16 protein-coding genes are annotated in these 24,694 nt (G+C 55.6%); 7 read left to right on the top strand and 9 right to left on the bottom strand.

Features of this window, described 5'->3' with window-relative positions; translation table 11 throughout:
- Positions 1 to 2: 2 nt before the first annotated feature.
- Positions 3 to 665, bottom strand: coding sequence for a hypothetical protein (locus GHO42_RS04405; RefSeq protein ID WP_095025352.1), 663 nt, complete (start codon positions 663 to 665; stop codon positions 3 to 5).
- A 1,194-nt stretch (positions 666 to 1,859) separates the two neighbouring features.
- Here GHO42_RS04405 and GHO42_RS04410 point away from each other — a divergent pair.
- Entirely contained in the window at positions 1,860 to 2,186 is a 327-nt protein-coding gene (locus GHO42_RS04410; RefSeq protein ID WP_095025351.1) for a hypothetical protein, read from the top strand.
- Between the two features lie 178 nt (positions 2,187 to 2,364).
- Here GHO42_RS04410 and GHO42_RS04415 read toward each other — a convergent pair whose 3' ends face one another.
- Positions 2,365 to 3,036, bottom strand: coding sequence for an ankyrin repeat domain-containing protein (locus tag GHO42_RS04415; protein ID WP_095023688.1), 672 nt, complete (start codon positions 3,034 to 3,036; stop codon positions 2,365 to 2,367).
- A gap of 645 nt (positions 3,037 to 3,681) precedes the next feature.
- A complete protein-coding gene (locus tag GHO42_RS04420; RefSeq protein ID WP_095032543.1) occupies positions 3,682 to 3,939 on the bottom strand; it encodes a hypothetical protein in 258 nt (85 codons plus the stop codon).
- Positions 3,940 to 4,057: 118 nt separating this feature from the next.
- Here GHO42_RS04420 and GHO42_RS04425 point away from each other — a divergent pair, with 118 nt between their 5' ends.
- Positions 4,058 to 4,933 (top strand): YafY family protein, encoded by an 876-nt coding sequence (locus tag GHO42_RS04425; RefSeq protein ID WP_095023686.1) that lies wholly within the window; start codon positions 4,058 to 4,060, stop codon positions 4,931 to 4,933.
- Here GHO42_RS04425 and GHO42_RS04430 read toward each other — a convergent pair.
- The 3 genes from GHO42_RS04430 to GHO42_RS04440 all read right to left on the bottom strand — a co-directional run bounded on the left by GHO42_RS04430 (position 4,920) and on the right by GHO42_RS04440 (position 10,284).
- Entirely contained in the window at positions 4,920 to 5,504 is a 585-nt protein-coding gene (locus GHO42_RS04430) for an ankyrin repeat domain-containing protein (RefSeq protein WP_256670551.1), read from the bottom strand. The two genes, GHO42_RS04425 and GHO42_RS04430, sit on opposite strands and share 14 nt — an antisense overlap.
- The gene (locus GHO42_RS04435) at positions 5,497 to 8,865 is read right to left on the bottom strand and encodes a TM0106 family RecB-like putative nuclease (RefSeq protein WP_095032544.1); all 3,369 of its coding nucleotides are present in this window, start codon (positions 8,863 to 8,865) and stop codon (positions 5,497 to 5,499) included. The genes GHO42_RS04430 and GHO42_RS04435 overlap by 8 nt, the downstream gene beginning before the upstream one ends.
- 63 nt (positions 8,866 to 8,928) lie before the next feature.
- The gene (locus GHO42_RS04440; protein WP_254925237.1) at positions 8,929 to 10,284 is read right to left on the bottom strand and encodes a hypothetical protein; all 1,356 of its coding nucleotides are present in this window, start codon (positions 10,282 to 10,284) and stop codon (positions 8,929 to 8,931) included.
- 343 nt (positions 10,285 to 10,627) lie between these two features.
- On the opposite strand from GHO42_RS04440, the gene GHO42_RS04445 reads away from it, so the two are divergent.
- The gene (locus GHO42_RS04445) at positions 10,628 to 11,275 is read left to right on the top strand and encodes a HEPN domain-containing protein (RefSeq protein WP_095025346.1); all 648 of its coding nucleotides are present in this window, start codon (positions 10,628 to 10,630) and stop codon (positions 11,273 to 11,275) included.
- A 151-nt stretch (positions 11,276 to 11,426) separates the two neighbouring features.
- Here GHO42_RS04445 and GHO42_RS04450 read toward each other — a convergent pair whose 3' ends face one another.
- The 3 genes from GHO42_RS04450 to GHO42_RS04460 are packed head-to-tail and all read right to left on the bottom strand — an operon-like array spanning position 11,427 to position 17,340.
- Positions 11,427 to 14,060: a DEAD/DEAH box helicase gene (locus GHO42_RS04450; protein WP_095032545.1), complete on the bottom strand. Its 2,634-nt coding sequence runs from the start codon at positions 14,058 to 14,060 to the stop codon at positions 11,427 to 11,429.
- On the bottom strand, positions 14,057 to 16,048 hold the full coding sequence (locus GHO42_RS04455) for a hypothetical protein (protein ID WP_153326984.1): 1,992 nt from the start codon (positions 16,046 to 16,048) through the stop codon (positions 14,057 to 14,059). Before GHO42_RS04455 ends, GHO42_RS04450 begins: the two co-directional genes overlap by 4 nt.
- A complete protein-coding gene (locus GHO42_RS04460) occupies positions 16,045 to 17,340 on the bottom strand; it encodes a hypothetical protein (protein WP_095032547.1) in 1,296 nt (431 codons plus the stop codon). The genes GHO42_RS04455 and GHO42_RS04460 overlap by 4 nt, the downstream gene beginning before the upstream one ends.
- A 509-nt stretch (positions 17,341 to 17,849) precedes the next feature.
- Here GHO42_RS04460 and GHO42_RS04465 point away from each other — a divergent pair.
- The 4 genes from GHO42_RS04465 to GHO42_RS04480 all read left to right on the top strand — a co-directional run bounded on the left by GHO42_RS04465 (position 17,850) and on the right by GHO42_RS04480 (position 24,668).
- Positions 17,850 to 18,224: a hypothetical protein gene (locus tag GHO42_RS04465; protein WP_095023682.1), complete on the top strand. Its 375-nt coding sequence runs from the start codon at positions 17,850 to 17,852 to the stop codon at positions 18,222 to 18,224.
- Positions 18,225 to 18,286: 62 nt separating this feature from the next.
- Positions 18,287 to 20,044 carry a dynamin family protein gene (locus GHO42_RS04470; RefSeq protein ID WP_095032548.1) on the top strand — a complete coding sequence of 586 codons (1,758 nt, stop codon included), beginning with the start codon at positions 18,287 to 18,289 and terminating at the stop codon, positions 20,042 to 20,044.
- The gene (locus tag GHO42_RS04475) at positions 20,041 to 22,278 is read left to right on the top strand and encodes a dynamin family protein (RefSeq protein WP_095032549.1); all 2,238 of its coding nucleotides are present in this window, start codon (positions 20,041 to 20,043) and stop codon (positions 22,276 to 22,278) included. Before GHO42_RS04470 ends, GHO42_RS04475 begins: the two co-directional genes overlap by 4 nt.
- Positions 22,275 to 24,668 carry a dynamin family protein gene (locus tag GHO42_RS04480; protein ID WP_095032550.1) on the top strand — a complete coding sequence of 798 codons (2,394 nt, stop codon included), beginning with the start codon at positions 22,275 to 22,277 and terminating at the stop codon, positions 24,666 to 24,668. The genes GHO42_RS04475 and GHO42_RS04480 overlap by 4 nt, the downstream gene beginning before the upstream one ends.
- The last annotated feature ends 26 nt before the right edge of the window (positions 24,669 to 24,694 follow it).

Below are 24,694 nucleotides of genomic sequence, written 5' to 3' on the forward strand. Positions count from 1 at the left end.
CGTTACGAATTTAACAAATTCAGACTCGGGCACACCAAGCGCACCATTTTGTCCGCCTTGCGACGATAGTTATAGTTATCATCCGAGGTCCAGACATAGGCCTTCAGCCAGATGGTCATGCTCAGGTACTGAAATCTGATACAACTTTCGCCGTCCAGCCTCTTCAGTGATCGATTCACTTTCCGCTCACGCTCAAATACAGTGGCCACCAGGCCAACTCGGTAGTCCAGCGACTTATCCTGCAAAGATTTAACCGAACGGAAATCCCCTTCGGAAAATCGATAGAGATGACGGCGTTCAAGCTCGAGCTCGGTTTTTATTTCATCGTCTTCGAAGCTGTATGGGTGACTGTGATAGTCACCCAAGTAGCAGACTTCGGGGAAAAACGTGTCGATAAAGCCTTGTTTCAGCTCTTGCGCTTCATCGGTAAAAGCAACCGAGCTCTGGTCTCTTTCAACCGCGGTGGATGTGTCTGCCAGTACCACCCTGTAGATCATGTCTCTACCGATTAATGGCTGATCGTACCCCCACAGGTGCCCGAATGTTTCGACGCGCGCAGCCGAGTCGCCGCCGTTCAAGACGTGCTCCAGTTTGTAGGCTTCCAGCGCAGACGTGACAATGCTGAAAAATGCTTGCTCGGATATTGAAACTACTGAATCGATCACAACGTTCCTTAATGATTTAGACGTGGGAGGGATTACCTACTTCACGCTCATACTACAGAAATGGCTTTTGGCCATCAGTATGTCGATACCTTGAAGAAAGTGAAAGCGCATCCCCCCGCCAAGGACCATCGATAGTGGCGAAGATAGACATGGGCCGTACGCACGTTAAGTACTTCGCCAAGCGGGATGAGCCACTCGCGATGGTTCGCAGCCTAAGCAGTGAATGCAAAAAAGCCCAACGCTGGAGCTGGGCTTTGAGTTACAAATTTATTGTGGAGCCCTACTTTTGACTCATTTTGATTGCTTCCGCACTTTCGATAGTGCTTATCTGACTTTCGATCAACTTACCAACAGCGAGGGTGTAAGCCGCACGCTTTTGCTGTGGGGTAGTGTTGCGAAAAAAGTCAGACATTGGGGCTGATGCCACCTCCACATCGTCTCTCATGACGTGGCCTTGGTTAAATAGTGTTCAAGTCCAACAGATTCTTAGGAATGGTTAACCAGCGCGTCAATGCATCGCCATCAAGATCAATGCCGATCTCACTTATCTGCCCATCACTGTCCCTCCCCATCAAATCGACGTGCAGATCAGTACTAAAAGATTTTTTCAGCTGTCAAAAAGTCTCTATTGAGAAGAAAAATTCGCCGCACCAACTCCGCACAGAGAATACTTCGTCCTTCGGTGATCTCGTGCGCAACAACAAAACCAGACTAGCTCTGGCCGCTGGTACACATACACGACTTGAACAGCACGCCCTCGAACAAAGAAACTCTCAATGTTATTAATGAAGCTTTGGAACCCGTCTTACTCATCATAATAAATGCGGTAGTGGCGTCGCCGCATAGAGCGTTCGCGCGGAACATACTATAAAATCAGAAGACTTCAAACTTTATCACAAATTCAACTGCCAACAACACTTACCCCCCTAGTGCACACCTGAGCTGTAACGCCACGTAAAAATCAAGCATCACTTTAACATCAAAGCCAACACCTAACTTCATACCTAGACTCATTGGACCGTGCATACCCCCCCATAACCCAAGTACCGACCTAGCACTCAAACAATTGAACACAATTTAAAATATAACCATATTAGAGAATAGTATTTTTATCTTCACCTTAAGTGATACTGTCACCATAAGCCGCGCACAGCGCGCGACACATAATGCCACTACACCCTAAGGGCGAATCAAATGACAACACACCATTTCCTGTTTACTTATTCGATTTCTCCGATCGAAGGCTCTGATAACGCAGCCAAAACAGCTGACAAAGTAAGAAAAGGCATCGCCAATATAGCAAGCCCTGACTGGGTCAAACTCTCTACAGTCGAAACCACTTTTTCCGGTCGGGTGACACTGACAGCGGAAACTGTCTGCGAAAAAAGAGAGGAAGCAAGGGACATTATCGATCGTGAGCTGAGAGGTGTCATTGATTCCTATAAAGCGCGTTGCGATATACGGGCCAATATTTCCATACTGGTTGATGGACTGGGGCCGCGCATGGATATCATCATATAGTCACGCGTTTACCTTTAGTCGTTTACAATTTAAAACATGGCAACATCACGCCTTCGCACTGTCACCCCAAAAACTTGGCCAGCTCCATCTAGATTTATCTTCACCTGACAGTCACCCTCTACACCCAGTGACTGTCAGATCAAGCCAAGAGTTTTTCAGCTAATAGCCCTATAAAAAACTAACGATCTTTACGTCTGGGTAACATTTCCTTCAAGCCTGCACTCATTTTGTACATGACTCGCACCGAGGTTATGTAATTGTCGATCTCCCAGATCAAAAGCTGCTGCGCTATATCTTGATGATCCTCAAGAACGGCCAAGTTGCGCGCAGTATTCCCGTCATGGTTCTTCGCATCAATATCCACGTTGAACATGAAGTGCTTTTCAGAAAAGTGCTTAACTGCCTTGAGGTGACCGTTTGCGGCTAACCAGTGGATCGGTGTATTACCTCCCTTATCACGGGAATTAAGACATCCGCCCTCCCTGTATCGTTTTTCCAGCGTCTTCAGCTTTCCCTGCTTACCAGGCAGATGGACGTAGTTATCATTTTCGATGAAGCGACCAACGCCCCTCGCTTCGAGGTTTGACTTCTCCCCCTCTGCGCCGTTCGCCTCTAATCGCTCGATGAAGGAAGTCCGGTTTAAACAATAAGCGATGTCCAGTGGTGTATGCCCTGCAAAATTCCTGGCATTTAATGCTAACAGCTCGAGCGACGACAGATGATTCGTGTTGTCGAGAAGCACTGCGGCATGCCAGTCACCCATACCGTGATCAAGCATATCGCCGACACAATAGCTTGTCGGCGCTAGCGTTTGTTCAAGCAGCGTGAGTAATTCGGGTGCGTAAGCCATGGCATCTTTTCCTGAATAGTTCACCTAGCAGCAATTCGTAATAAGACTATTGCATAGGTGCAGTTAATTCGAATTATTTTTTGAAAGGTGCAGATCACGCAACATGAACACCGCTCCCGAAGCCCAGCGGTATCTTGCAAGCCAACCCGCCTCACCGGATTCGGCCCAATAGCCTGACGCTCTTCTGCCGTAAGCCTTTGAACCGGCGCTGCACGATGGCCATTGACTGTGTTCTGTTCCGTCCCAGCTTTAGCTGAAGCAGGTATATTTCCAATCTACTTGAGATTCAACAAAAGCCATCCGACCGCATTCCATACTCCCCACAATATAAATGCGCCAGTCAAGCTGCTTAAAACTCTAGCCAGCCATGAAATATCCCTGTTTAAAATAGCTAACACACCTGCGATTCCAACAACAAAAAATCCCAAAGCAAGAAAAATTATAATAAACCAGCCCATCGCATCCTCAGTAATTATTAGTCTAAAAATAGATCCAGCCACTCCCCCAGGGCCTCTCGAGTACCAGGAGGGCACGTGCCGTGCGGTGTTGCTTTGCTTCAACGTTTCAGACCCCAGGTAGACCCGGTGTAATGGGCCGCTGCTGGGTCTGTCCTTAAACTGACGGCGACAGAGACTGGGCGTTCTCTTATCCCCCTGTCGGGATCAATTCCTGCAAAATCACCAGCTTTTTTTCCAACACCTCAACGCGTTCTTTTTCATCCCGCAGCGCAGTACGCAGTTCTCGTTTTTCCATTTCCAGAATCTGTACCCAGCGCACATCTTTTTTGAATCGCTGAGCCATTCGCCAGAGCTCATTTATTCTCAGACTCTGCTGCACAAGGACCAGCAAGACTGCCATCAGCATGATCAATACCACGGTCAGAAATTCCTCCGACATACCCATATCCACGCCCTTAATGACTTTGATTCATTCCGAAAACAAATACACGATATGTAATGATTCACGACAGGTCTAGAATGTAGACTTATACAGGTAAAGTTTTCAAACACATGGAGCGGGTATGAAACGCAAGCAATCCATCGAACAAGTGCGCTGGGATCTGGCACTTCGCTATCGTTTGATCGAAACCGTCGCCTGGTGGGAAGGCCGACTGACCACAGGACACTTGATTCAAAGCTTCGGCATTAGCCGCCAGCAAGCCTCCAAGGACATCAACACCTACATCAATGAACATGCGCCCCGAAACTTGACATATGACAAGCAACGCAAGGGCTATGTCCCAAGCAAGCAGTTCAAACCACTATTCATCGATGACAGCGCCAGTGCCTACCTGCACCTCCTTTACCAGAACAATGAGCGGGCACCGCACATCGATGGATTGGCCCTGGCCTACGCCCATACCAAGGTGCTCGAAGTGCCAGACCGGCCGATTCGGCCTGAAATTCTGCGGCCCTTGCTCGCAGCTTGTCGAGACGGTTTGCGCTTAGAAATCGAGTACGTTTCGCTTAACACCCCAAACGTGGAAATCCGCCTGATTGCCCCGCATACCCTGGTGTACTCCGGGATGCGCTGGCATGTGCGCGCTTACTGTGAGAAAAATCGTCAGTACCGCGATTTTGTGTTGAGCCGACTACGCGGTGACCCAGACCTGCTGGACGCTTCAGAAAACACCCGCGAGCTGGATGAAGATTGGAATACCGAAGTACCGATCATTTTTACCCCCGATAGCCGCCTAAACGCCGCGCAACAATGCATTATCGAAACCGACTTTGGCATGACGGAGGGGAAACTGGTGGTCTCCAGTCGCAAAGCATTGGTGAAGTATGTATTGGCCCGCTATCAGGTCGACCCGAGAAACCAGGCCACCAACCCAGAGGCCCAGCAGATCGTGGTCAGCAACATCAAGGAACTGAGGCCATGGCTTATGCATGATTGAGGCCCATCTCCTGCCAAAGACGTAGCGCACGGAGGTAGTTGTCGGTTTCAGCCGTCAGTAACTGATGCGCCAGCGCATGATGGCTGTTGAGCAGGGCAATATTTCGCACGGTATTGCCCTCGCCGTTCTTACCGCTCAGATCAAGGCCATACATCGCACAGTGGGTAATGAAATACCCGGCGGCCCTCAAGTGACCATTGATCAGCAGCCAATGCAGCGGCGTGTTGCCCTGTCCATCACGATCATTGAGGTTCGCGCCCAATCGGTAACGAGCCTGCAAGGTTTTGACATTGCCATACCGGGCAGGCAAATGAATGTACTTATCGTAGGGCATCAAGCTTCCCCGCCCGACCCAGTCCAGTGGCTGCCGCTTGCCTTGCGCACCCAGAGACTCCAGCGTGTCTATCAGGCTGCTTCGGTTCAGACAATAGGCTAGGTCAAGCGGCGTGTTGCCAATCAGATCACGCTGATTCAATCCCAGCGGATTGAAAGGCGGCGTACCTTCGAGCAATACACAGCGGTGCCAGTCGCTAAGACCAAGCTTGGCCCAATCATCGTGTCGATCAAGCATGGTGATGGGTCGCGCCGTATCTGACCGCCATGCACAGGCCATTGACCAGACTCATGTCATGGGGCGTGATGCAGCGCACAGCGGTCAGGTCCGGGCTGGCGACGATACACGCCAGGGATTTGGCGCGACTGACGGCCACGTTCAAACGGTTTTTCGAGTACAGAAAGCCAATGTCACGCGGAAGGTAATTTTCATTGGAAGTCGCCATCGATACGATAACAATTTCCGCTTCCTGCCCTTGGAATTTATCCACTGTTCCCACCCGCGCGCCTGAGGGCAAAACTTGTTTGAGCACTTGTACCTGCAAGTTATAAGGCGCCACCACCAGGATATTATCAACACCGATCGCCTGTTCCTCACCGTCGCTATCGATAAACCGTTGCCGCGAAAAATACGCATAAAGTGCCTGGACCTGTGCCGCCTCTTCATCCGAGCTCTGACTATTGCCATCGTGCTTCACAGGGCAAAACATCAGCCCACTGTTCGGCACCTCCGGTCGTTGCCCATCAAGTGACAATACCCGGCGATCGGTACCTGGCGCTGAAGACAGTTGCCCTTCGTACACGGCATGCGAAATAAACGAACATACGTGCGGGTGCATCCGCCAGGTTTGCGCCAAGAACACCCCACGATCAGACGCGATGGTGGGCGTGCCATCCAGTAGATAGTCGAGTATGGAATCGCCAGAGCGGCCCGGGTGCACGCCTTGCACTGGCTGCGACAATTGCATCTGGTCGCCCATCAGAACGATGTTGCGTGCAGCCATGCCCATCGCCACCAGATTCGCCACGCTCACTTGTCCGGCCTCATCGATGAACAGGTAATCCAGCTGCTCGGTAAACGTCTCGTCGGCCAGTATCCAGACGGTACCGGCGGTCAAGTCAATCGAGGGGCTCCAGGCCGTGAGAAAGGCTTTTTTGTCCTCGATGGAGTGAATACAGCGGCCATTGAACTCATTGCCATCCCCGTCCGAAGATTTTTTCAGACCAGTGAAGGTGAGTCCGTCTTCTTGCGCACGTGCTTCAACCGCCGCCAGCAGGTTATTAATAGCGTGGTGCGAATTGGAGGTTACACCGATACGTTTGCCCGCCTTGAGCAAATCGACAATGACGTGCGAGCCGGTGTAGGTTTTGCCGGTACCCGGTGGCCCCTGAATAAACAGCACGCTGCTCTCAAGGTTGCGTACCACCTGCTTGATCGCGTCCAACGGCACCAGGTTCGGGGCCAGCAGGGGCGTGCCCGGCTCGATACCGCTCACCCGTGGACCGCGTCGATGCAGGAAGTCTGTCACCGCCTGAAAACGCTGCTCGCCAGCCAGCACGCTGTCGGCATAGCGAAACAGCGCCTCGCGCAACGAATCTGTCGGGATAGGCCGGCCGGGAATCATATCGAAAAAGGCCGGCGGCGCCTTTTTCTCGGTGGCCTTGAACGTCGCCAAGCCCTGCTCATGATCCAGACGATACAACTCAATGTTGTCCTGAGTCTCGGCGACCAAGCCCTTGGAGCCTGTACGTAATTTGGTCTCTTGCGGTTCGAAGCGGTACTCAAACAAAAATGACCGACTGATCGGCTCACGCGGTGTTTCCGTGCGCTGCAACCCTGCAAGGCTTTCTATGTCTTCCAGCAGCTCCTCGGTGGTCATGTCCTGGCGGCTGAACATCTGCCACCAAGTCGGCTTGTCGGCACGACGGTGGAAATCGAGCAGTTGGAAAGTCAGCAGGCGAACTGGGTCCTCGACGGGTGGCTCGCCAAGAAAACGATGGCGATAGTGCTCCAGGCGAATTTCCAAGTCTGTTTGCTCGGCGACGGATTTTTCGCTCGCGGGCTCAGGCCCAACAAAAACGCCCGTATTTGACGGTTTGATTGCCAGCAGCCAGTTACGCAACAGGTAAGTGGAGAGCACATCGTCTTCGTTATAACGCTCGATTTTCTCAAGCAATGCCGACTCGCCAGTCTCTTTCCAGCGCTCATAAAACACGATACTCGCGCCGGCATTGGTCACGTCGCCGTCGCGCTTGCCCATGTAAAAATGCTCGATATTTTTAATCGAGTAGCTGGGCTCAGACACCCGGATAGCTTCGCGCACGACCTTGTACAAGTCGATCAGTTTGCCGTTGCGCAGCAACCAGTCCACTTGCGCTTCACGCGTCCCGTGTTGACTCATCAGGCGCTTGATAGCGGTTTCTTCATAACTGGCGTAATGGTAAATATGCGCGTCGGGGTAACGTTTTAAATGGCCGATTACCCAGTCAATAAACTGCTCGAAGGCGAGCTTTTCTTCATCTCGGGTATGCGCCCAAAAGGGTTTGAAGATTTGTTGCCCGCCCTCGTCAATGTACAGGCCGAAGAGGTATTCCAGGCCACCCTCTTCCAGCGGATTGCCCTCCATATCGAAGAACAGGTCGCCCTCCACGGCATAGGGCATCCGATAAAAGCCACGTCGCTCACTCAACATGGGAAGCAGCTCGAACAGCGGGGCCTCACTAGAACGGCCCTGAAACTGCAAACGCGCCTGATGCCGCAGCTTGCTCAATGATTCGGTCTGCAGTTTTGGAATACGCAGGTCGTCAGTGCTCTCCGCCAACTGGTGCAATGTGGTGACACCAGCACCCTGTAATTTCTGGATTTGCGAACGGCTGATACCCGCTACCGCCGAAAGGTGGTCGTCATGCTGTCGTTGATCGTCGCAGCGATCACGCCAGGCACAGAAACCACAATGCCCGCACGGCTGCGGGTAGGTAGGCGGTCGCTCGGCGCCGTTCACGAACCCGTCAAAGCGCTGCAACACATGCTCCAGATAATCGGCGTAGTCGGCGACGCGAAACGCCTGTTCAGTACGCGCAGCATCACCGAGCACGACGTACATATACTGGGGTTGTACGCCCTGGATCGAGGTCAACATTCGCGAATAAAACGCCACCTGCACCAGAAACTTGGCCTTGGCTGTTTTCGCCAGTTTGGTGTCGATCACCTCATAGCTGTGGTCGCCCAGCGCCGACGCCCGTGGCACTTTACGCAGGAAGTCGGCATGACCAATAAACGCGCCTTCCTGAAACGACGCTTGGAAGATAACCTCGGCGCCAGCTTTCATGGCCTCAATGGTCAGCGCCACACGACGAGCAACACTCGGATTGCCTTCAGCAATGTCAACCACGTTGGCATATTTGCGTTTGAGCTCCTCGAAAAAGGCCGCCTCATGGGCCAGGCCTTTGTCCTGGATCAGACGGTTCTGGTCGCTTGCTGCCGCCTTCTCCATCGGCATCACAAGGTGCTGAAGGTCTAGCGCCGTCAGGTGCTGGCACTCAAGAAAATTGCAGATATCTGAAGCAGAGTACAACTGAGTTCCGTTGCGCGCTTGCATGGTCGGTTCCTGTTCGGCGAAACGTCCAGGAACGCTTCATGCTGATTGAGTATCGTGCGTGTATCAGGCGTCGACCGCACATCCGCAGAAAAACTGCTCAAACAAGGTCGTTGGCAAGTGTTGGGCATCAAGCAAGCCAAAGTGTTTGCCCACGTTGCGCCCCACCGCCAGCAGTGTTCTTGCCGCGTTCTCGGTACCCGCATATCCGGCGCTAAGGACGTAAGCAACGCGTGCCTGATCGGTCTTCGCTCGTAAATACGCGTTACCCGTGATCAATACATCCACCAGACACACGTGTACACGCTCATCACCCAGGGTGAATGGCTCCAATGTCGGTGTAGCCAATGCCGCACGCAATCCATCCTGGCCACCTCTGACGATTTGCTCAAGCGCTGCCAGTGGCCGTTCGAACAGATCGAACTCCTGAATGGAAAACGCAAAGCAGTAGCCCATAGCAGTCGCGCGGGTTGGCGGTTGCTCATTGCGTGGATTGGCTACCTGCCAGGCAACGAAGTTGGCTTTACTGTCGAGCGCGCCGCTGAGACGAAAAGTCAGATAATCCTGAAGAACCTGACTGAACGGATGCCCGGTCGGCACCCATCCAGTGCCCGCACGCTCGCGGCTCTTCGCATCATTCGCTGCCCCTGCAGCCTCCGAATCTGCCGCCAGCGGCACTCCAAAGCACTGCAGGTCATACCCAAGCATAAACAGGCAGGCCTCAAACGCGTGGCACCGTGCAGGCAACGCACCTTGGCCGGCGAACCAGTCTGTGCGCTGAAGCAAAGCTTGGATTATCCACCCCAATCGCACTTGCCAGCGGGCCCATGACTCATAACTGATTGAAGAAAACTGTGGCGCAGCCAGCCCGTTCACAAACGCCCCGGGGTTGCGGATCTGGCTGCCGCGAGCGGCTCCGGACGGGAACGCCAGCAAGGGTTTGCCGCCCCCCGCCCATTGCTGGCGAAACAGCGAATACAGCATGCCAATCGCCGCGCCAACGCGACTGTCATAGATGGGTGACCCCGATGCATCAAGCAAGGCATGAACCTTGGTAAGACCGGCATCGAAACGCTCGACACTGCTTGCATCCAGTTCATTCAGATCACTGCTACCGTCAAGCGACATCAGGCCTGCCATCTTTTTCAGGTAGCTGGACAACTCACCTTGCGCAGCCAACCGGTGCAAAAACGGAATGGCGCCTCGCACGCCCCCCCAGCGAAGAATCTGCAAGCACGCCTGCAGCGCTTGTGTTTCATCCCCTTGGTTGACCGCGCTCGTCAGCCACTCACGCAGTTGCCCAAGAGAGCGTTGCGTGTCAGCCCAGGTTTGTGAATCCACTGGGCTTTGGTTGGCATCCTGCCAAGTTGCCTTCCAACGGTAATGCTCTAGCACCTGCTCGATCCCCTGGACATCAGCCATTAAACCGCCCGGCACAAATTTGCTCGATTTAAAACGTAAGGTGAAAGTCAGCGTCGGTAAGTTCGCTGCCAGCCAATTGAGGAAAGCCCCAACTTCTGGTTGTGCCAAGAACTGTGTACGCGTCATGCAGGCTGCCTTGCAGGTAATGTCGAATGGCCATACCCTAAGCAAATGCACTGGCCCCGTCCATGTTGTTTGTCTGTACAGGTAAACAAATAGCGCAGGTTATGGGCTCCCGGATAAACACTCTTCTGCCAACGCCAAGCCTGGCTCAAATATATGTAAAGCTTTAAGACACTTCATACCGGTTTACCCATCCCCATGACATCAAGGATCGGCCCCCATGGACCATCAAGCTCTGAAGACTCGTCATCGTCAGGAACGAGAAAGCCATCACCCTAATCTCACCTTGCGTGTCCATCGAGCGCTGAGCTGGCTCAATCGGGCCGAACAGGCAGACGATGTCGACGGACGCTTTGTCTTTCTCTGGATTGCCTTTAACTCGGCCTACGCCACCGATATCGACGAGCAGTACCGGCTTTCCGAGCAAACCACATTCAAAGCGTTCCTGGATAAGCTGTGTGCACTCGACACTGCAACTCTGATCGAAAACCTGGTCTGGTCCGAGTTCTCCGGTAGCATTCGCGCCTTACTGGATAACCCCTTCGTATTCCAGAGTTTCTGGGATCACCAGAACGGCAAGATCAGTGAGCAACAGTGGAAAGAGCGCTTCGCCAGCGGTCGGCGGGCAGCACAACAAGCCTTGGCCAACCGCAACACCCCCGCCGTACTCGGCGTTCTGTTCAATCGAATCTATACACTGCGCAACCAGGTAATGCATGGGGGCGCAACCTGGAATAGCAGCGTGAATCGAGATCAGTTGCGCGACTGCTCGAACCTCCTCGGCAAGCTGGTGCCGGTGATTATTTTGCTGATGCTGGATAACCCCGAAACTCTCTGGGGGGATGCTTGCTATCCGGTTGTGGCTTAGGACGCCCGAAAAGAGCGCCCTGATCACCTACCAGGCCCCTGACACTTCACCATCACGGCGCCCCTTGATCGCCGGTTGGCCGTGATGCAAGGAAACACCCAGTGCCATTAAAAAGCGGCTCCCCCTGATCAGCCCAGAGGGGGAGATTGCTTCAAGCACTTCTTCCCAGCGGCGAAAAACACGGTGCGCCGACCTTCAGCTCCGCCAAAAGTTGCTCATATGCCACATCGCCGTCTGCCTCCCTGGCCGGGATCACTTCACCATGTAATTGAGCGCGCAAGTCATCCCAACGCTCCAGCAAGACCTGCCAGTTATACTCGTCATAAGTCCCTCGGAAGATCACCGGGTGCACATCAATCTGCGGTAGCTGTGCGGGCGGACGGTTTTGTTTCAGTGCATCGTCAAGCTGGCGACTCCATTGACTGCCCACACGATCTACGCGACCTATCTGTTGCTCGACCACCCCAGGGTTCCACTCAGGGTGCATGAGAATGACCGTCTTGCAGGCCAAATGCAGGTTAAGCCCCTCACGACCAACTGTGGATTGGGCCACAAGCACACGGGGAAAGCTTTTACTGCGATTAAAGGCCAGTTGCAGCAAACGCCGAGTGGATTGTTCAGTGCCGCCATACATCAAGCGAGCGTACCCCCCTTCCTGATGGCCCGACTCAGCTTGCAGGCGGGCCAGCAGCAACTCCCATTGCAATGCAGTTTTCTGGTTATCCTCAGCCTCGGGGTCATCGTCCGTACGCTGGTCGCTGGCAGCGCTCAGCAGCTGGCAAAAAGCCGTGCAGGTGTGCTCGGCAGTCAGGTGCTCGACATCCTCGCCAGTGAGGTCGAGAATCGCCCGGGCAAACAGCGCGACGGGATGCTTCTCGACTGCCTCTGCCACTTCCCGGGTACGCTGCGCCGCCTCAAGGTGTTTGAGCATCGCCCGCGGGAGCGGATCGTCATGAGGCAGCCCCGCTTGGAGCCAGTCGAGCAAGTGTCGGCGAAATTGCTCACGACGGGCACTGTGGCTGTTGTATTGAGTGGCCAAAAGTTCAGGGATGCGGCTCAGAGCCAGCGGACTTTGTAACTGACGGTGCGCAACCCGCACGGCAGCCCATTGCGAATGCTCATCGGAGTCGTCGTCACGGGTTTGAATAACACTCTGCGGCCAGTATCGACCCGCCTGCAGACTGCGCAACATCTCCCGCGCGTTCAGCAAACGGACCAGGGCCCGCATGGGCGCGGTGAAACGGCCGAACACCAGGACCTTTTCATCTTGCCCGTGCGCCGCTTCGATGGTCGCGATTGTGGCCAGGATTGCCGGGTGTTCAAACAAATGGTGAGGGGTCTGAAACGCTTGAGCAGCCGTCTGCAACCACCATTGCACGCGTTGTTGGCGCTTGTTATCGACAGTACTGGTCTGCTCGTCAACCGCCAACACCGAAGAAACCTCCGGCTCGTTGATCTGCGCTAACAAGTCAGCAATGCCATGCCCGTTGGCCAAGGTCAACCGCAAGCGTTTGGCGGTTACGTTCTCGTCCAGCCGCGAGGTCACCGAGAGGGCTTCTGTTGCGCACACGGCCTGGCGCCAAGGCAAGCTCAGAGTGCGTACATCCACACTGACCGCGCTATCTGTGTTGCGATAATTTTTGCCCTGAGTCAGCTCGGTGAAGCGCGCGACATCTGGATCTTCACGCTTGTCCCGACGCAACAGGTAGGGGCTCAGCGCCGATTGAAAGGCACTGGCAGTCACCTGATAGTGCTGACGGGCTGTATCACTGGAGCGCCAATGGGCGCGCAGATGACGAATGGCCTGGGCAAAGTCATTGATCACCAGTTGCAGGCGATCGCGCACCGGCTCGTCGAGGCCAAGCCGCTCGAAGGTTTGCCGCCACTGCTCGACATCCAGTTCCACCGGGGTTGCGGTCATGCATAGACGACGGTTCTGCAACGTGCTCTGCAGCACATTACAGAGCAATCGGCTCAAGCCGCTGTCACTGCCGCGACTTTTGTGCGCCTCATCAATCACCACCAGGTCGAAGGCCCCCAGGCCAAACCCGACCACCTGCTCCAGCCAGTACCGATGCGCGGTACCGCTGCGGTAATCTGTATGACTCCTGGGATCCGGCCAAGCATTTTGGTTGTTGAGGTTGGCCAGCCAGGTGTAAGCCGGTTGCCGAGGATCTTGGTTGATGTGCTTGACGATACTCGCGGCCGCCTGCTCGACCCAAGAGTCATAAGGACAGGAAGCATGGAAGCCGTTGGGGTATTTGAATCCTGCTTCCTTGCGCCAGCGCGCCAAGACTAACGGCACCAACTCTCGACGCCAGCGCGAGGTGTGCTCGCCCATGCGCCAATTGGCAAAGGCCTGCGACAGCACCAGCGTGGGGGCCTCAAACCAGGGCTTGTCTGGTGTGGTTTCCTCGCCACTCCAAGCTTCAAGGTAGCGGTAAAGCCCACGCAGCATCGCCGGGGCTTCGACGCCGCCGCGCTTCAATTCATCGTGCCACTGATAACCCAACCCAGGTGGCGCCACAACGGCCACGCGACCGCCAGCGTGGTTAACCGCCCGAATCAACTCCACCGCGATACGGGTCTTCCCCATGCCGACCTCGTCAGCCAGCACCACGCCGTGGTCGCCAATACGCTCGGCTAGCGCATGCAGACTGGCGCGCTGACCTGGATTCAGGTGGGCGGCCGCCTCACCCTCGGCACAGGCGAGTTGTTGCTGCTGGGACGCCCTTTCGCGCAGTGCAACCGCAACCGCTGCCCAGTTAAACGCTCCAGACTTCATGCCGGGGCTCCCAGGGGGTGTGAGTGATCTAGCGCCCAATGCGCCTCGATATGGTTCAACGCCGCCTCGTAGCGCTGTCCTGCCAGGTGCTCTGGCGTTTCCGCGAAGTGGGGCCTGAACGCCGCCTGGCGCAAGGCATGAATGGGGTTGAGGTTGAGGGCCAGAAACGCTTGCAATAACCCGCAGCCACTAGCCTGGATGAGCGACTGCTCCAGACGCGCACACCAGACAGGCCAATCGATGGGCGCAAGCGCGGTCTGTTTCGCCGCAATGCCCTCGATTAACTCCATCATTTGCCGGATTGGATAGCTTGCCGTGCCTTGAGCACGCCCAAAGTTCTCCTGCCGGCTACCTGAACGCACGCTGTGATCAAAGGCATCGGGCAGCTCCTCCTCACTGGGCAGTTGCGGAAAACCCTCGAGCTGACGCCACGCATCCTCCAGGCTGATGTTCGGCAGCTCCGTGGCCGCCAGGCGACCAAAGCCATCGAGCACCGGCACGGCCATAAACTGCTCAGTATTTTCCACTTGCCAGCGGATGAGCACCTGGCGTGGCCGCTGACCACACCATGTAAAACCTTGCCCGTCGACGTAAGTGCACGGCTGATGCGAAGGATCGAGCACCACATAATCAACTTCTAAGTCGTCTTCACTGCTTAACCAGCCTTGCTCCGGCGTTTGCGCTTCCCGCCACACCAAGTATGCCACGCGGGCTGCACTGAACACTTCGCTGCCCACTTCAAACGCCTCACCCGCCTGCAACGCTTCCGGCCTGCATGTAAGTTGCCGTTGAATCGGCAGGTAATAGCCAATCGACTCAGGGTCGGCGACGGCCATGTGTGGCGGGTGCCAGTTCAACGGCGTCGGTGCGAACACCACCCCAGCCTCAAGATTGCCTAGGTGACGTCCCATTTTCAGGGTAAAACCCTGCGGGGTAAGATTGCCTGAACCCAGATACAGCCAGGGATTGCCAGTCTTGTTCGAGTGCCCCGTCTCACTGGCGCTGAAGATAAACTTGGCATGTAAAGTACGTTTTTGCGCGTGGGGAAAATACCCCGGCTGAGCCGCTGGCCGCACGCTGATGTCGGCCGCAGTCAACATCGCCAATGCCTCAACAACACCCTGACAGCCGCCTTCGTTGACGAACAGATTGACATCGCTGGACATCGTCAACAGCCGCGGCCCTCCCCCTTCACCGCGCAAACCGCGGACAACCTGCAACGGCACCGACGGCGTTTTTCCGAGCAATGAGGACTCGTAAAATCCCGACCCCATGGCCAGGTAGTTACGCGCAACCCCTCGCCCCGAAGCGCTCACCACCTTCGCGGGCAATTGGGCGAGCAGCGACGCTGTGCGGTTATCGAAAAACCGCGCGCTCAAACCAGGGGCTTTCAATTTGATCTGCTTGAACAGCAGCGTATCCATATCCGTGATGGCTTTTGCCGTCAGCGGGTTGGCGAGCAGTACACGACCGTCGTATTGCCGACGCAGCCACGACAGTAAATCCCAGGCACCAGAGATGTCCGTGCGCGCCTGCTGCGTCGTTTCGGTAGGTGATCGCAGGTCATCACTGTGCAGGTCCAGACGCCAGACCAGATCAAGACTGTGTTCCAGGGTCTGACGCGTCCAATTACCGGTGGAGACCAGCAAACGCACACTCCAGACGTCACTCCGGGCGGTGCTGCGGTAAGTCAGCACTGCCACCTTGGCGTGCATCAAGTTGAACGGCATAGCAGCTTTCGCCCAAGGTAAATGCAACAGCCCGGGGACTTCGATGGGAGTGATTTGGGGCGCACGTGGATCCAGTAATAACGCCAGTGAGGTATCCCCAGTGTAGGCACGCTGGTTGGCTTGTCGGTGAGTGAAGCGTTCAAGGGCATCGTTGAGAAAGCTATCGTCAGCCGAGAAGCCACACAACCAGCCGAAATGGCCGGTAAAACCGTCTGGCGTTTCGAAGTGCTGAGCCAGTGATGCCGGAACCTGACTCATAGACTCACCTCGGCCACTGCAGCGGCTGGGGGCTGTGCGAGCCAGATGCCCAATTGACCTTGCAGGTCCAGATCCAACTGATACAGGCGTTCCACACGCGGAGAAATCCAGGCCGGTAGCGCACCCTCGACGACCTGACCTTGAGGCTCGCCAGCAGGTTGATCGGTGACCGCCAACACCTGAAACAGGAAAGCACTGCCGGGCAGCACCTGCGTGCCCTGCAAGCGCAGCACCCGACCGTCTCGGTATACCAGGCTGGCCAGCACATGGGACGCCTCAGGTGCACTGCACTCATGGCAAAAGCGCGCGGCGACCGCATCGGTTCGCTGCGCCAAAGGGTTATCCAGAAACAGACGGGCCAGCTCGCGCAAATGCCCGATACGGGTTGAGAGCAGCTCGGGGATGCTCTCCCCTAACCGAAACTGTGGTCGACTCGATGCCGCCATGTACTGCTCCAAGCCATCCAGCACCTGGTAGGCGGCATCCTGAACCTGAAAGAACAGCGCCCCGTAGTGCAAGTCGTTCCAGTGTTCGACGTCAATGTCATTCGGCCGGGCGCCCCAGTCAAACACCGCAGGATGAGCGTAGCGGGCCTGCACCCAGCGGCGTATGGCAGCGCGCTGCAACCCACCACGGGCAGACGCGAGGTCGGTATTGAGGCGACGCGACAACAATGCTCGCGCTTGGGCAGGTAATAGCTGCAAGGGTGAAAGCACTGCCCCAGTGGGAGCTTTCAATTGATTGACCGAACGGCCTTTTTGCGCCCATTGCAATAAGAGTTCCAACTTCGCGCCGTCATCCCCACAGCAGGCGTTAATAAACTCATAACCAAACGCCGTGCACATAAAGGCATTGAATCGCTCTCCCTGGGCACGTACCAAACCCAAGGTCAACAACACCTGGCCAGTGCCCATGCGCATTGGCTGGCTGACATAAAAGCCAGGTTTGCACAGCGCCTGGAAATCAAAATCGGCCTTGCCGCGCAGCTTTTCCGAACCCCGCACGCGGGAATCACCCTGGCCCTGGTTGTGCTTGAGGGCGAAATAACAACCCAAGGCTTCAATAGCATTGGCAACCGTAATGTTCGACACATTGATCTGGCGCTCGCGCAACTTTTGAGCAAGTGCAATGCCCAGCATCGCCAGCAGCAGCTGTTTGGCGTACCACACCCCGCCCATGCCCGGTACCGCACGCTCATTGTACTCACGCACAGCAGCACCAAGGTCCAAGGTACGGGTTCGTCTCTCGCCCCCCAATTGCTCGGGACCCAAAAGCCCCCACATCATGCTCATCAAGAGGCTTCCTTAGCGGTTTGGTCGGTGTACTGTCGGCGTAGTCGAGAACACGAGGCACTTTCGTGCAGGGTCCGCTAAATGCCAGCGAGGATAGAGGGGGAAGTGCGAACTGGAGCTCACTTCCGGATGACGGGCGAGCGTGCAAATATACGCATGGCCAAGAACAGTAGCAAAATGCCACAATTGCGTCCATATCTGCCTTGGGACGGCTTGCAATGCCCTTCCCTTCATAGCATAACCGTCTGCGCGCACAAGGAAGTTGCCCATGTCTGCCCCTGCGTTGATTGATACCCCTCTCATACCTGCACCGTCAAAACGGACATCCACCCTGCTCATATCAGCGACAGTTCGGCACATTACGTGCCCTGCACCCTGATACCGGACACGACACAAGATGTCGTCGGCAGGCTCGATCCTCACTCGCCTGTTCTCCATACAAATTAGCGAGAGATACGTTCATGCCTGAGTCCTTCTACCCATCACAAAAACGCTCGCGACATCCAACCATGTTCCTGGCCATCGACATGTGGGGGATCGAAGGCGAGTACGCTGACGGGAACTGGCATGTTTTGCTTCACCGGTTCGCAGTGGACTGGAGCCAGAAGCATCCTGAGCAGGCCACTGCCACCCTGTGGTCAAGCGTTCAACCCTGCAGCATTTTCACCAACGGATCTTCCTGCTACATCGCTGGCAGCGCCCACTTACCAGATGCTTTTTTTCAGCAACTGGAGGTTTTTCTGCGCGCAGCATTCGGCGACTGTGCACGTATTGGCGGTGAAATTCAGGTCAACGTGGATGAGTGGCGGGTGTACCTGCACTTCGAGAGCGGTGGTATCTGGGAAAAATATAACGGTTACGAATGGCGCGCGCTCGAGTTGTGAAGCGCCTTGGGCAGCAGTCAACGAACACATATTCATAATTAGACGCAAGGATTCGTACTGCGATGTTGAATACTCAACGCACCTACCTCAATTACCTGAACGCCATTTTTCCTGTTATTGCAGATACCGCTCTCCAGTCCGATGAGGTAACGCGACTGCAGAACGATATCGAGCATACCGAACTGCTTGTTCCTGTAATCGGTGCCTTCAGCGCCGGCAAAAGCAGTTTGCTGAATACTTTTCTGGGTGAAACTATCCTCAGTGTTGGCCTGACACCTGAAACAGAATTGGCCACAGAGTTGCGCTACAGCAGCGACCCGCACCTATTGGCCATGCGCCTGGACGGCAGCGCTGAACGCATGGACATCACGGCGCTGGCCACTCTCAAGGCGCGTGCCCACGAATTCACGCACCTTCAGTTGTACCTGGACAACCCACGTCTCAAGGCCTTGCCCTCACTGGTTCTGGTCGATATGCCGGGCTTCGGCTCTTCGCTGTCCAACCACAACAAAGCCATCGCCTATTACCTGCCCCGTGGTGTGCACTTCATCGTGGTCACCAGCGTTGAGGATGGCAATATCACTCAGTCGATGCTGCGCCAATTGGACGATCTACACACCTACGGCCGCGCGTTCACGTTCCTGCTGAACAAGACCAACCTGCGCTCAGATGAGCAGGTGCAGGACGTCGCCGAACTGGTCGATGAACAGATCAAGATCAACTTTGCCGATACCCGTCCACTGGTGCGTGTTGGGCTCGACGCAGCCCCTCGTCTGACCGAAGTCCTGGCCTCACTGCAACCGGAACAGATCATCCGTGATGTGTTCGAAGATCGCCTCAAAGACCTGACCCACTCACTGCTCAACCAAATTAATCTGGCACTGGCATCATTGCAAAAAACCCAGGGCGAAAATCAACACGCACTAAACGAACTGGCCCAGGGCATTCGAAAAGTCGAGCGCCAGCGCGACAACATTCTCGAAGACTTACGCGATCAGCAACTAGAACGAACCGTGGAATATTGCCTCAGTGCCGCGGGTCACGAGCTGGATAGCGTGCAGTCGGAACTGGTCAGTGCGGCCGTCGCGGGCAATCAGGAAGCGTTTTCGCGAATTGTCTCCGAGGTCGTTCGCGGCTCAATGACGCGCTCAATCAAGGACCAGATGGACCATCTCAGTAGCACCGTGGTGACGGACTTTGCTCAAGCCTTGGGCGATCTGGGCCAGAGCATGGGACAGTTCAACAATGAACAGAACTGGCTCGGGCAGATCACGGACAGGATCAACCGTACGCTGCACAAGACCGGAGAAACCCTGGGCCACTGGAATGGCACATTGGCTGAGCGTAATGGCCGCGAGCTGGAACGCCTTAAGCAGGAAACTGGCTGGGAGCATGGAAAGCCGCTGCCCCGTGTGACATACCAAGGCTTGACCACTGTTCTGGCAGTCACTACCTCGGTGGTCAACCCCCTCATCGAACTGGCGATCATCTTCCTCCCCAATATTCTCGCGTTCATCAATGAAGGGCGCCTACGCGAGCAACTGCGTCAGAAGGTAATCAACGAAGTAATTCCTGCGGTCAAGCGTGAAATGCGTGAGCGCCTGCACACCCTGCTCCACGAACAGATGAACACTTTAGTGACCCAGGTTAGCAGCGAGTTCGAACGGGAGATCGGTGAAAAACAACGCCTGATTGACGAGATGATAGCCAATCGCCAGCAGGATGCCGAGGCAGCACAGCAGCAGCTCGAGCTCTTGATCCAGTGCCGGGAACAACTGCAACAACTGGCCAAACAAGCCCTTTACGAGGTTCAGTCATGACCCCGCAACACGTCCTTGAACTGAACCAGCGCCTGCACCAGTGGATGCAAACCTACCACCCGGAGCTGGAAAAAGACCTTGCGCCCATGCTGAACCGGCACGCCATCGATCGTAGCGAAGACCTGGAACAAGCCTTCAGTGATCTGGTGGAGGAAAACCGCCTGCTGCAAATTGGTGTCGTGGGTCGCGTCAAGGCCGGTAAATCCTCCCTGCTCAACGCTTTGGTGTTTGATGGCCACGCCATTCTCCCCAGGGCTGCAACGCCGATGACGGCAGCGCTGACCACCCTGACCTACGGCGACACGTTCGGCGCCGATGTACAGTTCTACAGTGCAGCAGACCGGGACAACATCCAGCAGGATGCCTTGCGCTATCAACAGCGCTACCAGGAAGAACTGACCAAAGCTGTAGAAACCTTACGTCAGCGCCGCCAACGCAGCGGCCAACCGGTCGATGACGCAGGGCTTTATCGTGATGCAGAGAAGAGCGCCAAACGAGCCCTGCAGAGTGAACACACTCTGGTGGCCGCCAGTGAACAATGGCAGCACATTGAAGCCTCGACCGTTGACCTCGGGGCACTAGACGCCCTGGGCCACCTTCAAGCACCTGACGCGGCCACCTTGGCCGTTTTGCTGAGCGATTATGTCGCGGTGGGCGGAGCCTTTATGCCGTTGACCAAGAGTGTCGACATCTTCCTGCCGCTGGAGTCGCTGCGTAACGTGCGCATCATTGACACCCCCGGGCTTAACGACCCGGTGCAGTCCCGCGAAGAGCGCACCACGGCGCTGCTGAAAAACTGCGATGTGGTGTTTATCGTCAGCCCGGCCGGCCAGTTTCTCAGTGAACAGGACATCGAGCTGATGAGCCGAATCACGCAAAAGGAAGGGATTCAGGAACTGGTACTGATTGCCAGCCAGGTCGACAACCAGCTGTATGGCAGCGACACTCATCAACCGACACTTCAGGGCGCACTGGATAAAATCACCCAAACCCTCAGCGTGCATATGGTCGATACCCTACAACGCTTGAAGGCCCAGCATCCGGAAATCGGCGCGACCTTCGACAACCTGATCCAACAAGGTACAGGCAAGGTGCTGTACACCTCTGGCATGTGCCACAGTCTGTCCGAGCGTTTTGACCAACAACACGCCTGGGACAGCGCTGAACAAAAAGTCTGGGAGAACTTGCGCACCCACTACGCCGATTTTTTCACCCCGGAACATGCCGATCGTTGCCGGGGCAACCTCGATCTGCTGGCGAATACCCACGCATTGCGCGCGGTATTGGACACTGTGCGCGAGCAGAAAGACCACATCATCGAACAGCGCCGTACCGAGTTAGTCCGCGCCAAGTTGACCGCCCTGGAAGCGCTACGCACCGACCTGTTGACGTTCAGCCGGGACAAGTATCAAGAAATCCGTAACACCGATATTGAAAAACTGAAGGCCGCACGCCACGAGCTGGACACCAAGATAGTGACCGCCTCCTACGACCTCGACGTTATGCTTAGCAAATGCGTTGCGGAGTTTCGCGAACAACTCAAACGTGAACTCACTAAACACCTTGATGCAGCCTATAGCACTACAAGCAAGGGCGTCAAAGACGCCTCGGAGGAAACCTCACATTCCAGGGAGGTGGTCCGCGACAGCACTTTCGCAAAAATGGCTAACTGGATGTGGGGCGGTGGCACTGAAACCCAGCACTACACCGTATTTAAATTGTTTTGGCGTCAGGTCCATAACCAACTGGAGGAGTTTGCCGAGGGACTGAGCGGCACCCTCAAGCATTCAAGCGAAACTCTAACCCAAACGTTTCGCGACAATCTAATGAAAGAGTCGACCCGAGTTGCCCGCCTGCACCTGGAGGACAATCTCGATGCCGGCTTGATCATTCTCACCAATCAGAATCTGGCAGCGGGCTTTCGCCTCCCAGCATTTGAGTTAAACAGCCAGGCATTAGGCAAGCTCAAGGGCTCCGGCAGTTATCTGCTGGACGACGCCGCACGGCAATTTCTCGATGACGCCAAGCATCTGCTGCACGACCTCCATGGGCAAGCCAAACGTCAAATCCGCCATCTGATCGATGACGTCACGCACTCACTGCCGCACTCTTACGGCAATGCGTTTTTCGCTGATTTGCAGGCCCGCATCAGCCAACTTGAGGCACAAGTCAGCAATGTTCTGCATACACTCGACCGCTTGCAACGCATGGCCCAAGAACTGGAGGCAGCATGAATAGCGAGCTGTTTCCGCCTGCGTTGCTGGCACAACTGGACAAGATCGGCCAACTGTTCGTCTGGCGGCGCAAGACTCTGCGCGACAGTATGATCGAGGCACTGCAGGTAGCAAATCGCAGTCACGAAGCCCTCGCCCTCGACCATCAAGCGACCCTGGCACGTTTGCAGGCCTTGAACGTGGAGCATGCGCAACTGACCGAGCTCCAGGCCAGTACGGTCGCTGAACTGAGCGATACTTGCCAGACACTGCAGGGCCTGCAGAATACCCTGACCCAGGCACAGGCCCAGCATCAGCAGGCTCAGGAACATGCCCGATTGCGTTTTGACAATTTGTCAGTCAGCTATACCCAACTGGTCGAGGAGCGTAACGGCATCGAAGCCGCTCGCCTGGCGCTCGAGCAAGCCCAGCAGCAAACTCGTCAGGCGCTCGAGGCCGAGCACACCCGTAATGCCCAGCTGACGCTCGAGCGCCAGGCGCTACAAGCCAGTCTTGACACCCTTAACAGGGAGCATGAGCGACTGACCGAGCATCAAGCCACCACCGCCGTCGAACTGAACCATACCCAAAGAACCCTGGAAGAGGTCCAAGCGTCGCTGGCACTGGCCCTGGATCAGCATCAACACCAGCAGCAACAGGCCGCCGAGCGCTTCGAAACCCTGTCAACACAACACAGCCAACTGGAACAGGCCCGCAAAAGCATCAAAGAGGACCTGGACCAAACTCGTCAGAACCTCCAGGTGACGAACGACACATTGCTGGCTGAGCACGCCCGCAATGACCAATTACTCCTCGACTGCCAGGCGCAACAAGCCCGCCTTGACGCTTTGAACGAAGAGCATCAGACCTTGAGTGAGCGCCAGGCCGCTACTGTGGCAGACTTGAATAACACCCGTCAGGCCGTACTGAACGTGCAAGCGTCGTTGGCGCAAGCCCTTGACCAGCATCAGCGCGCGGAGAGCCAGGCCGGTGAACGTTTCGAAGTACTGTCGAACCAACACCAGCAGCTGGAACAGGATCACAACCGTCTCCAGTTGGCCCGTCAAACGCTCGAACAGACACTTGAGCAGGCGCATCTTGAGCTGCGCACCACGGGAGAATCACTTATTGCGCTGCAACAGGCGCATGGCCAGGAGCAACAACAACACGCGCAACTGGCAGACCAGTTCCAATCCACCTGGACTCGCTTTCAGCTGATTTCACGGCTGCTGGCCGCCAAGCCGCGGGAAAGTGCCGGGCTTGCCCGTTTCAGGGAGTTACTGGACAACGACTACATGACATTTGCCGACGGCGAGTCGTGTCTGGGCGCGGAAGCCAAAGCCCTGAGAATGTTGCAATCGATCGAACAGGAACTGGCTTTGCTGGTCGGATTCCCCGATATTCACGAGCGCACCATTGTCGGGATTGTCGGCGGTTTCAGCAGTGGGAAATCCGAGTTTATCAACAGTTTCATTCGCGACCCCGAGGTGCGCCTGCCAGTAGGTATGCAGCCCGTCACAGCGATCCCCAGCTATGTGCTGGCGACTGATCAGCGAATGATCCGCGGCTACTCTGCGAACGGTGGCCACATGGAGCTGGATGTGGCCTTTTACAAAAACATCTCCCATGCGTTCATCAACTCATTCAGCTTCGACTTGAAGAGTTTAATGCCGTTCATGTGCGTCGGCGTGCAAATGGCACCTGAGCTTTTCAGCAACATCTGCTTCATCGACACGCCAGGCTACAACCCGCCTGCCACTGCGGCCGAACACAGCCAAGGCGACAAACGCACGGCCATCCAGTTCGCCCAACAGTGCGAGGCCATTATCTGGCTGATTGGCCTCGATGCCAACGGCACTGTGCCAGTGTCCGACCTGGACTTTATCCATGAGATCGGTGTGGAACAGCGCTCGGTGTATGTCGTGCTGACCAAGGCAGACCTCAAGCCGGAGGATGAGATCGAAGAGATCATGGACGAAGTCCAGGATGTGCTGCAGAGCGAAGGCATTAATGTGGTAGGGGTCAGTGCATACAGCTCGACTCAACGTCACGAGATCGCTTACCGGGACACACCACTGCTGGAGTATTTCTCACGGATCAACCAGCAAGGAGACTCAAGCCAGCACCTGGAAGGCCGACTGCAGGAAATTTTCACTATGTATGAAGACGCCATCCAGACAGATATCAACGGTATTCGTGCGCAAAAAACCGCCATCAACGGATTGCGCCTTGACTGCCTGGAGGTTGGCGGAGCAGACGTCTATGGCCGGATGTTCGAGCCTATTGCCAAGCTTGACCGCCATCTGGACACCGCACCCCAGGAAGGCTGGCTCAAGGAATCCAGGCGACTGCTGGAAGACTTCCGCGAGGCGGTACGCATGACTGCAGCCCCCCAAAAGACTCAAATTTAATGGACATCCACGAGCACCGACGCATA

The sequence above is a fragment of the Pseudomonas sp. FSL R10-0056 genome, from assembly GCF_009600105.1.
In the GTDB taxonomy this organism is placed as follows: domain Bacteria; phylum Pseudomonadota; class Gammaproteobacteria; order Pseudomonadales; family Pseudomonadaceae; genus Aquipseudomonas; species Aquipseudomonas bubulae.

Bases quoted from the DNA above. Each gene is read 5' to 3' on its own strand.
- GHO42_RS04425 (WP_095023686.1), top strand. From the start codon at position 4,058: ATGAAACGCAAGCAATCCATCGAACAAGTGCGCTGGGATCTGGCACTT.
- GHO42_RS04475 (WP_095032549.1), top strand. From the start codon at position 20,041: ATGACCCCGCAACACGTCCTTGAACTGAACCAGCGCCTGCACCAGTGG.
- GHO42_RS04450 (WP_095032545.1), bottom strand. From the start codon at position 14,060: ATGAAGTCTGGAGCGTTTAACTGGGCAGCGGTTGCGGTTGCACTGCGC.
- GHO42_RS04465 (WP_095023682.1), top strand. From the start codon at position 17,850: ATGTTCCTGGCCATCGACATGTGGGGGATCGAAGGCGAGTACGCTGAC.
- GHO42_RS04445 (WP_095025346.1), top strand. From the start codon at position 10,628: ATGGACCATCAAGCTCTGAAGACTCGTCATCGTCAGGAACGAGAAAGC.
- GHO42_RS04440 (WP_254925237.1), bottom strand. From the start codon at position 10,284: ATGGCTGATGTCCAGGGGATCGAGCAGGTGCTAGAGCATTACCGTTGG.
- GHO42_RS04415 (WP_095023688.1), bottom strand. From the start codon at position 3,036: ATGGCTTACGCACCCGAATTACTCACGCTGCTTGAACAAACGCTAGCG.
- GHO42_RS04460 (WP_095032547.1), bottom strand. From the start codon at position 17,340: ATGAGCATGATGTGGGGGCTTTTGGGTCCCGAGCAATTGGGGGGCGAG.
- GHO42_RS04410 (WP_095025351.1), top strand. From the start codon at position 1,860: ATGACAACACACCATTTCCTGTTTACTTATTCGATTTCTCCGATCGAA.
- GHO42_RS04435 (WP_095032544.1), bottom strand. From the start codon at position 8,865: ATGCAAGCGCGCAACGGAACTCAGTTGTACTCTGCTTCAGATATCTGC.
- GHO42_RS04470 (WP_095032548.1), top strand. From the start codon at position 18,287: ATGTTGAATACTCAACGCACCTACCTCAATTACCTGAACGCCATTTTT.
- GHO42_RS04455 (WP_153326984.1), bottom strand. From the start codon at position 16,048: ATGAGTCAGGTTCCGGCATCACTGGCTCAGCACTTCGAAACGCCAGAC.
- GHO42_RS04430 (WP_256670551.1), bottom strand. From the start codon at position 5,504: ATGCTTGATCGACACGATGATTGGGCCAAGCTTGGTCTTAGCGACTGG.
- GHO42_RS04480 (WP_095032550.1), top strand. From the start codon at position 22,275: ATGAATAGCGAGCTGTTTCCGCCTGCGTTGCTGGCACAACTGGACAAG.
- GHO42_RS04420 (WP_095032543.1), bottom strand. From the start codon at position 3,939: ATGGGTATGTCGGAGGAATTTCTGACCGTGGTATTGATCATGCTGATG.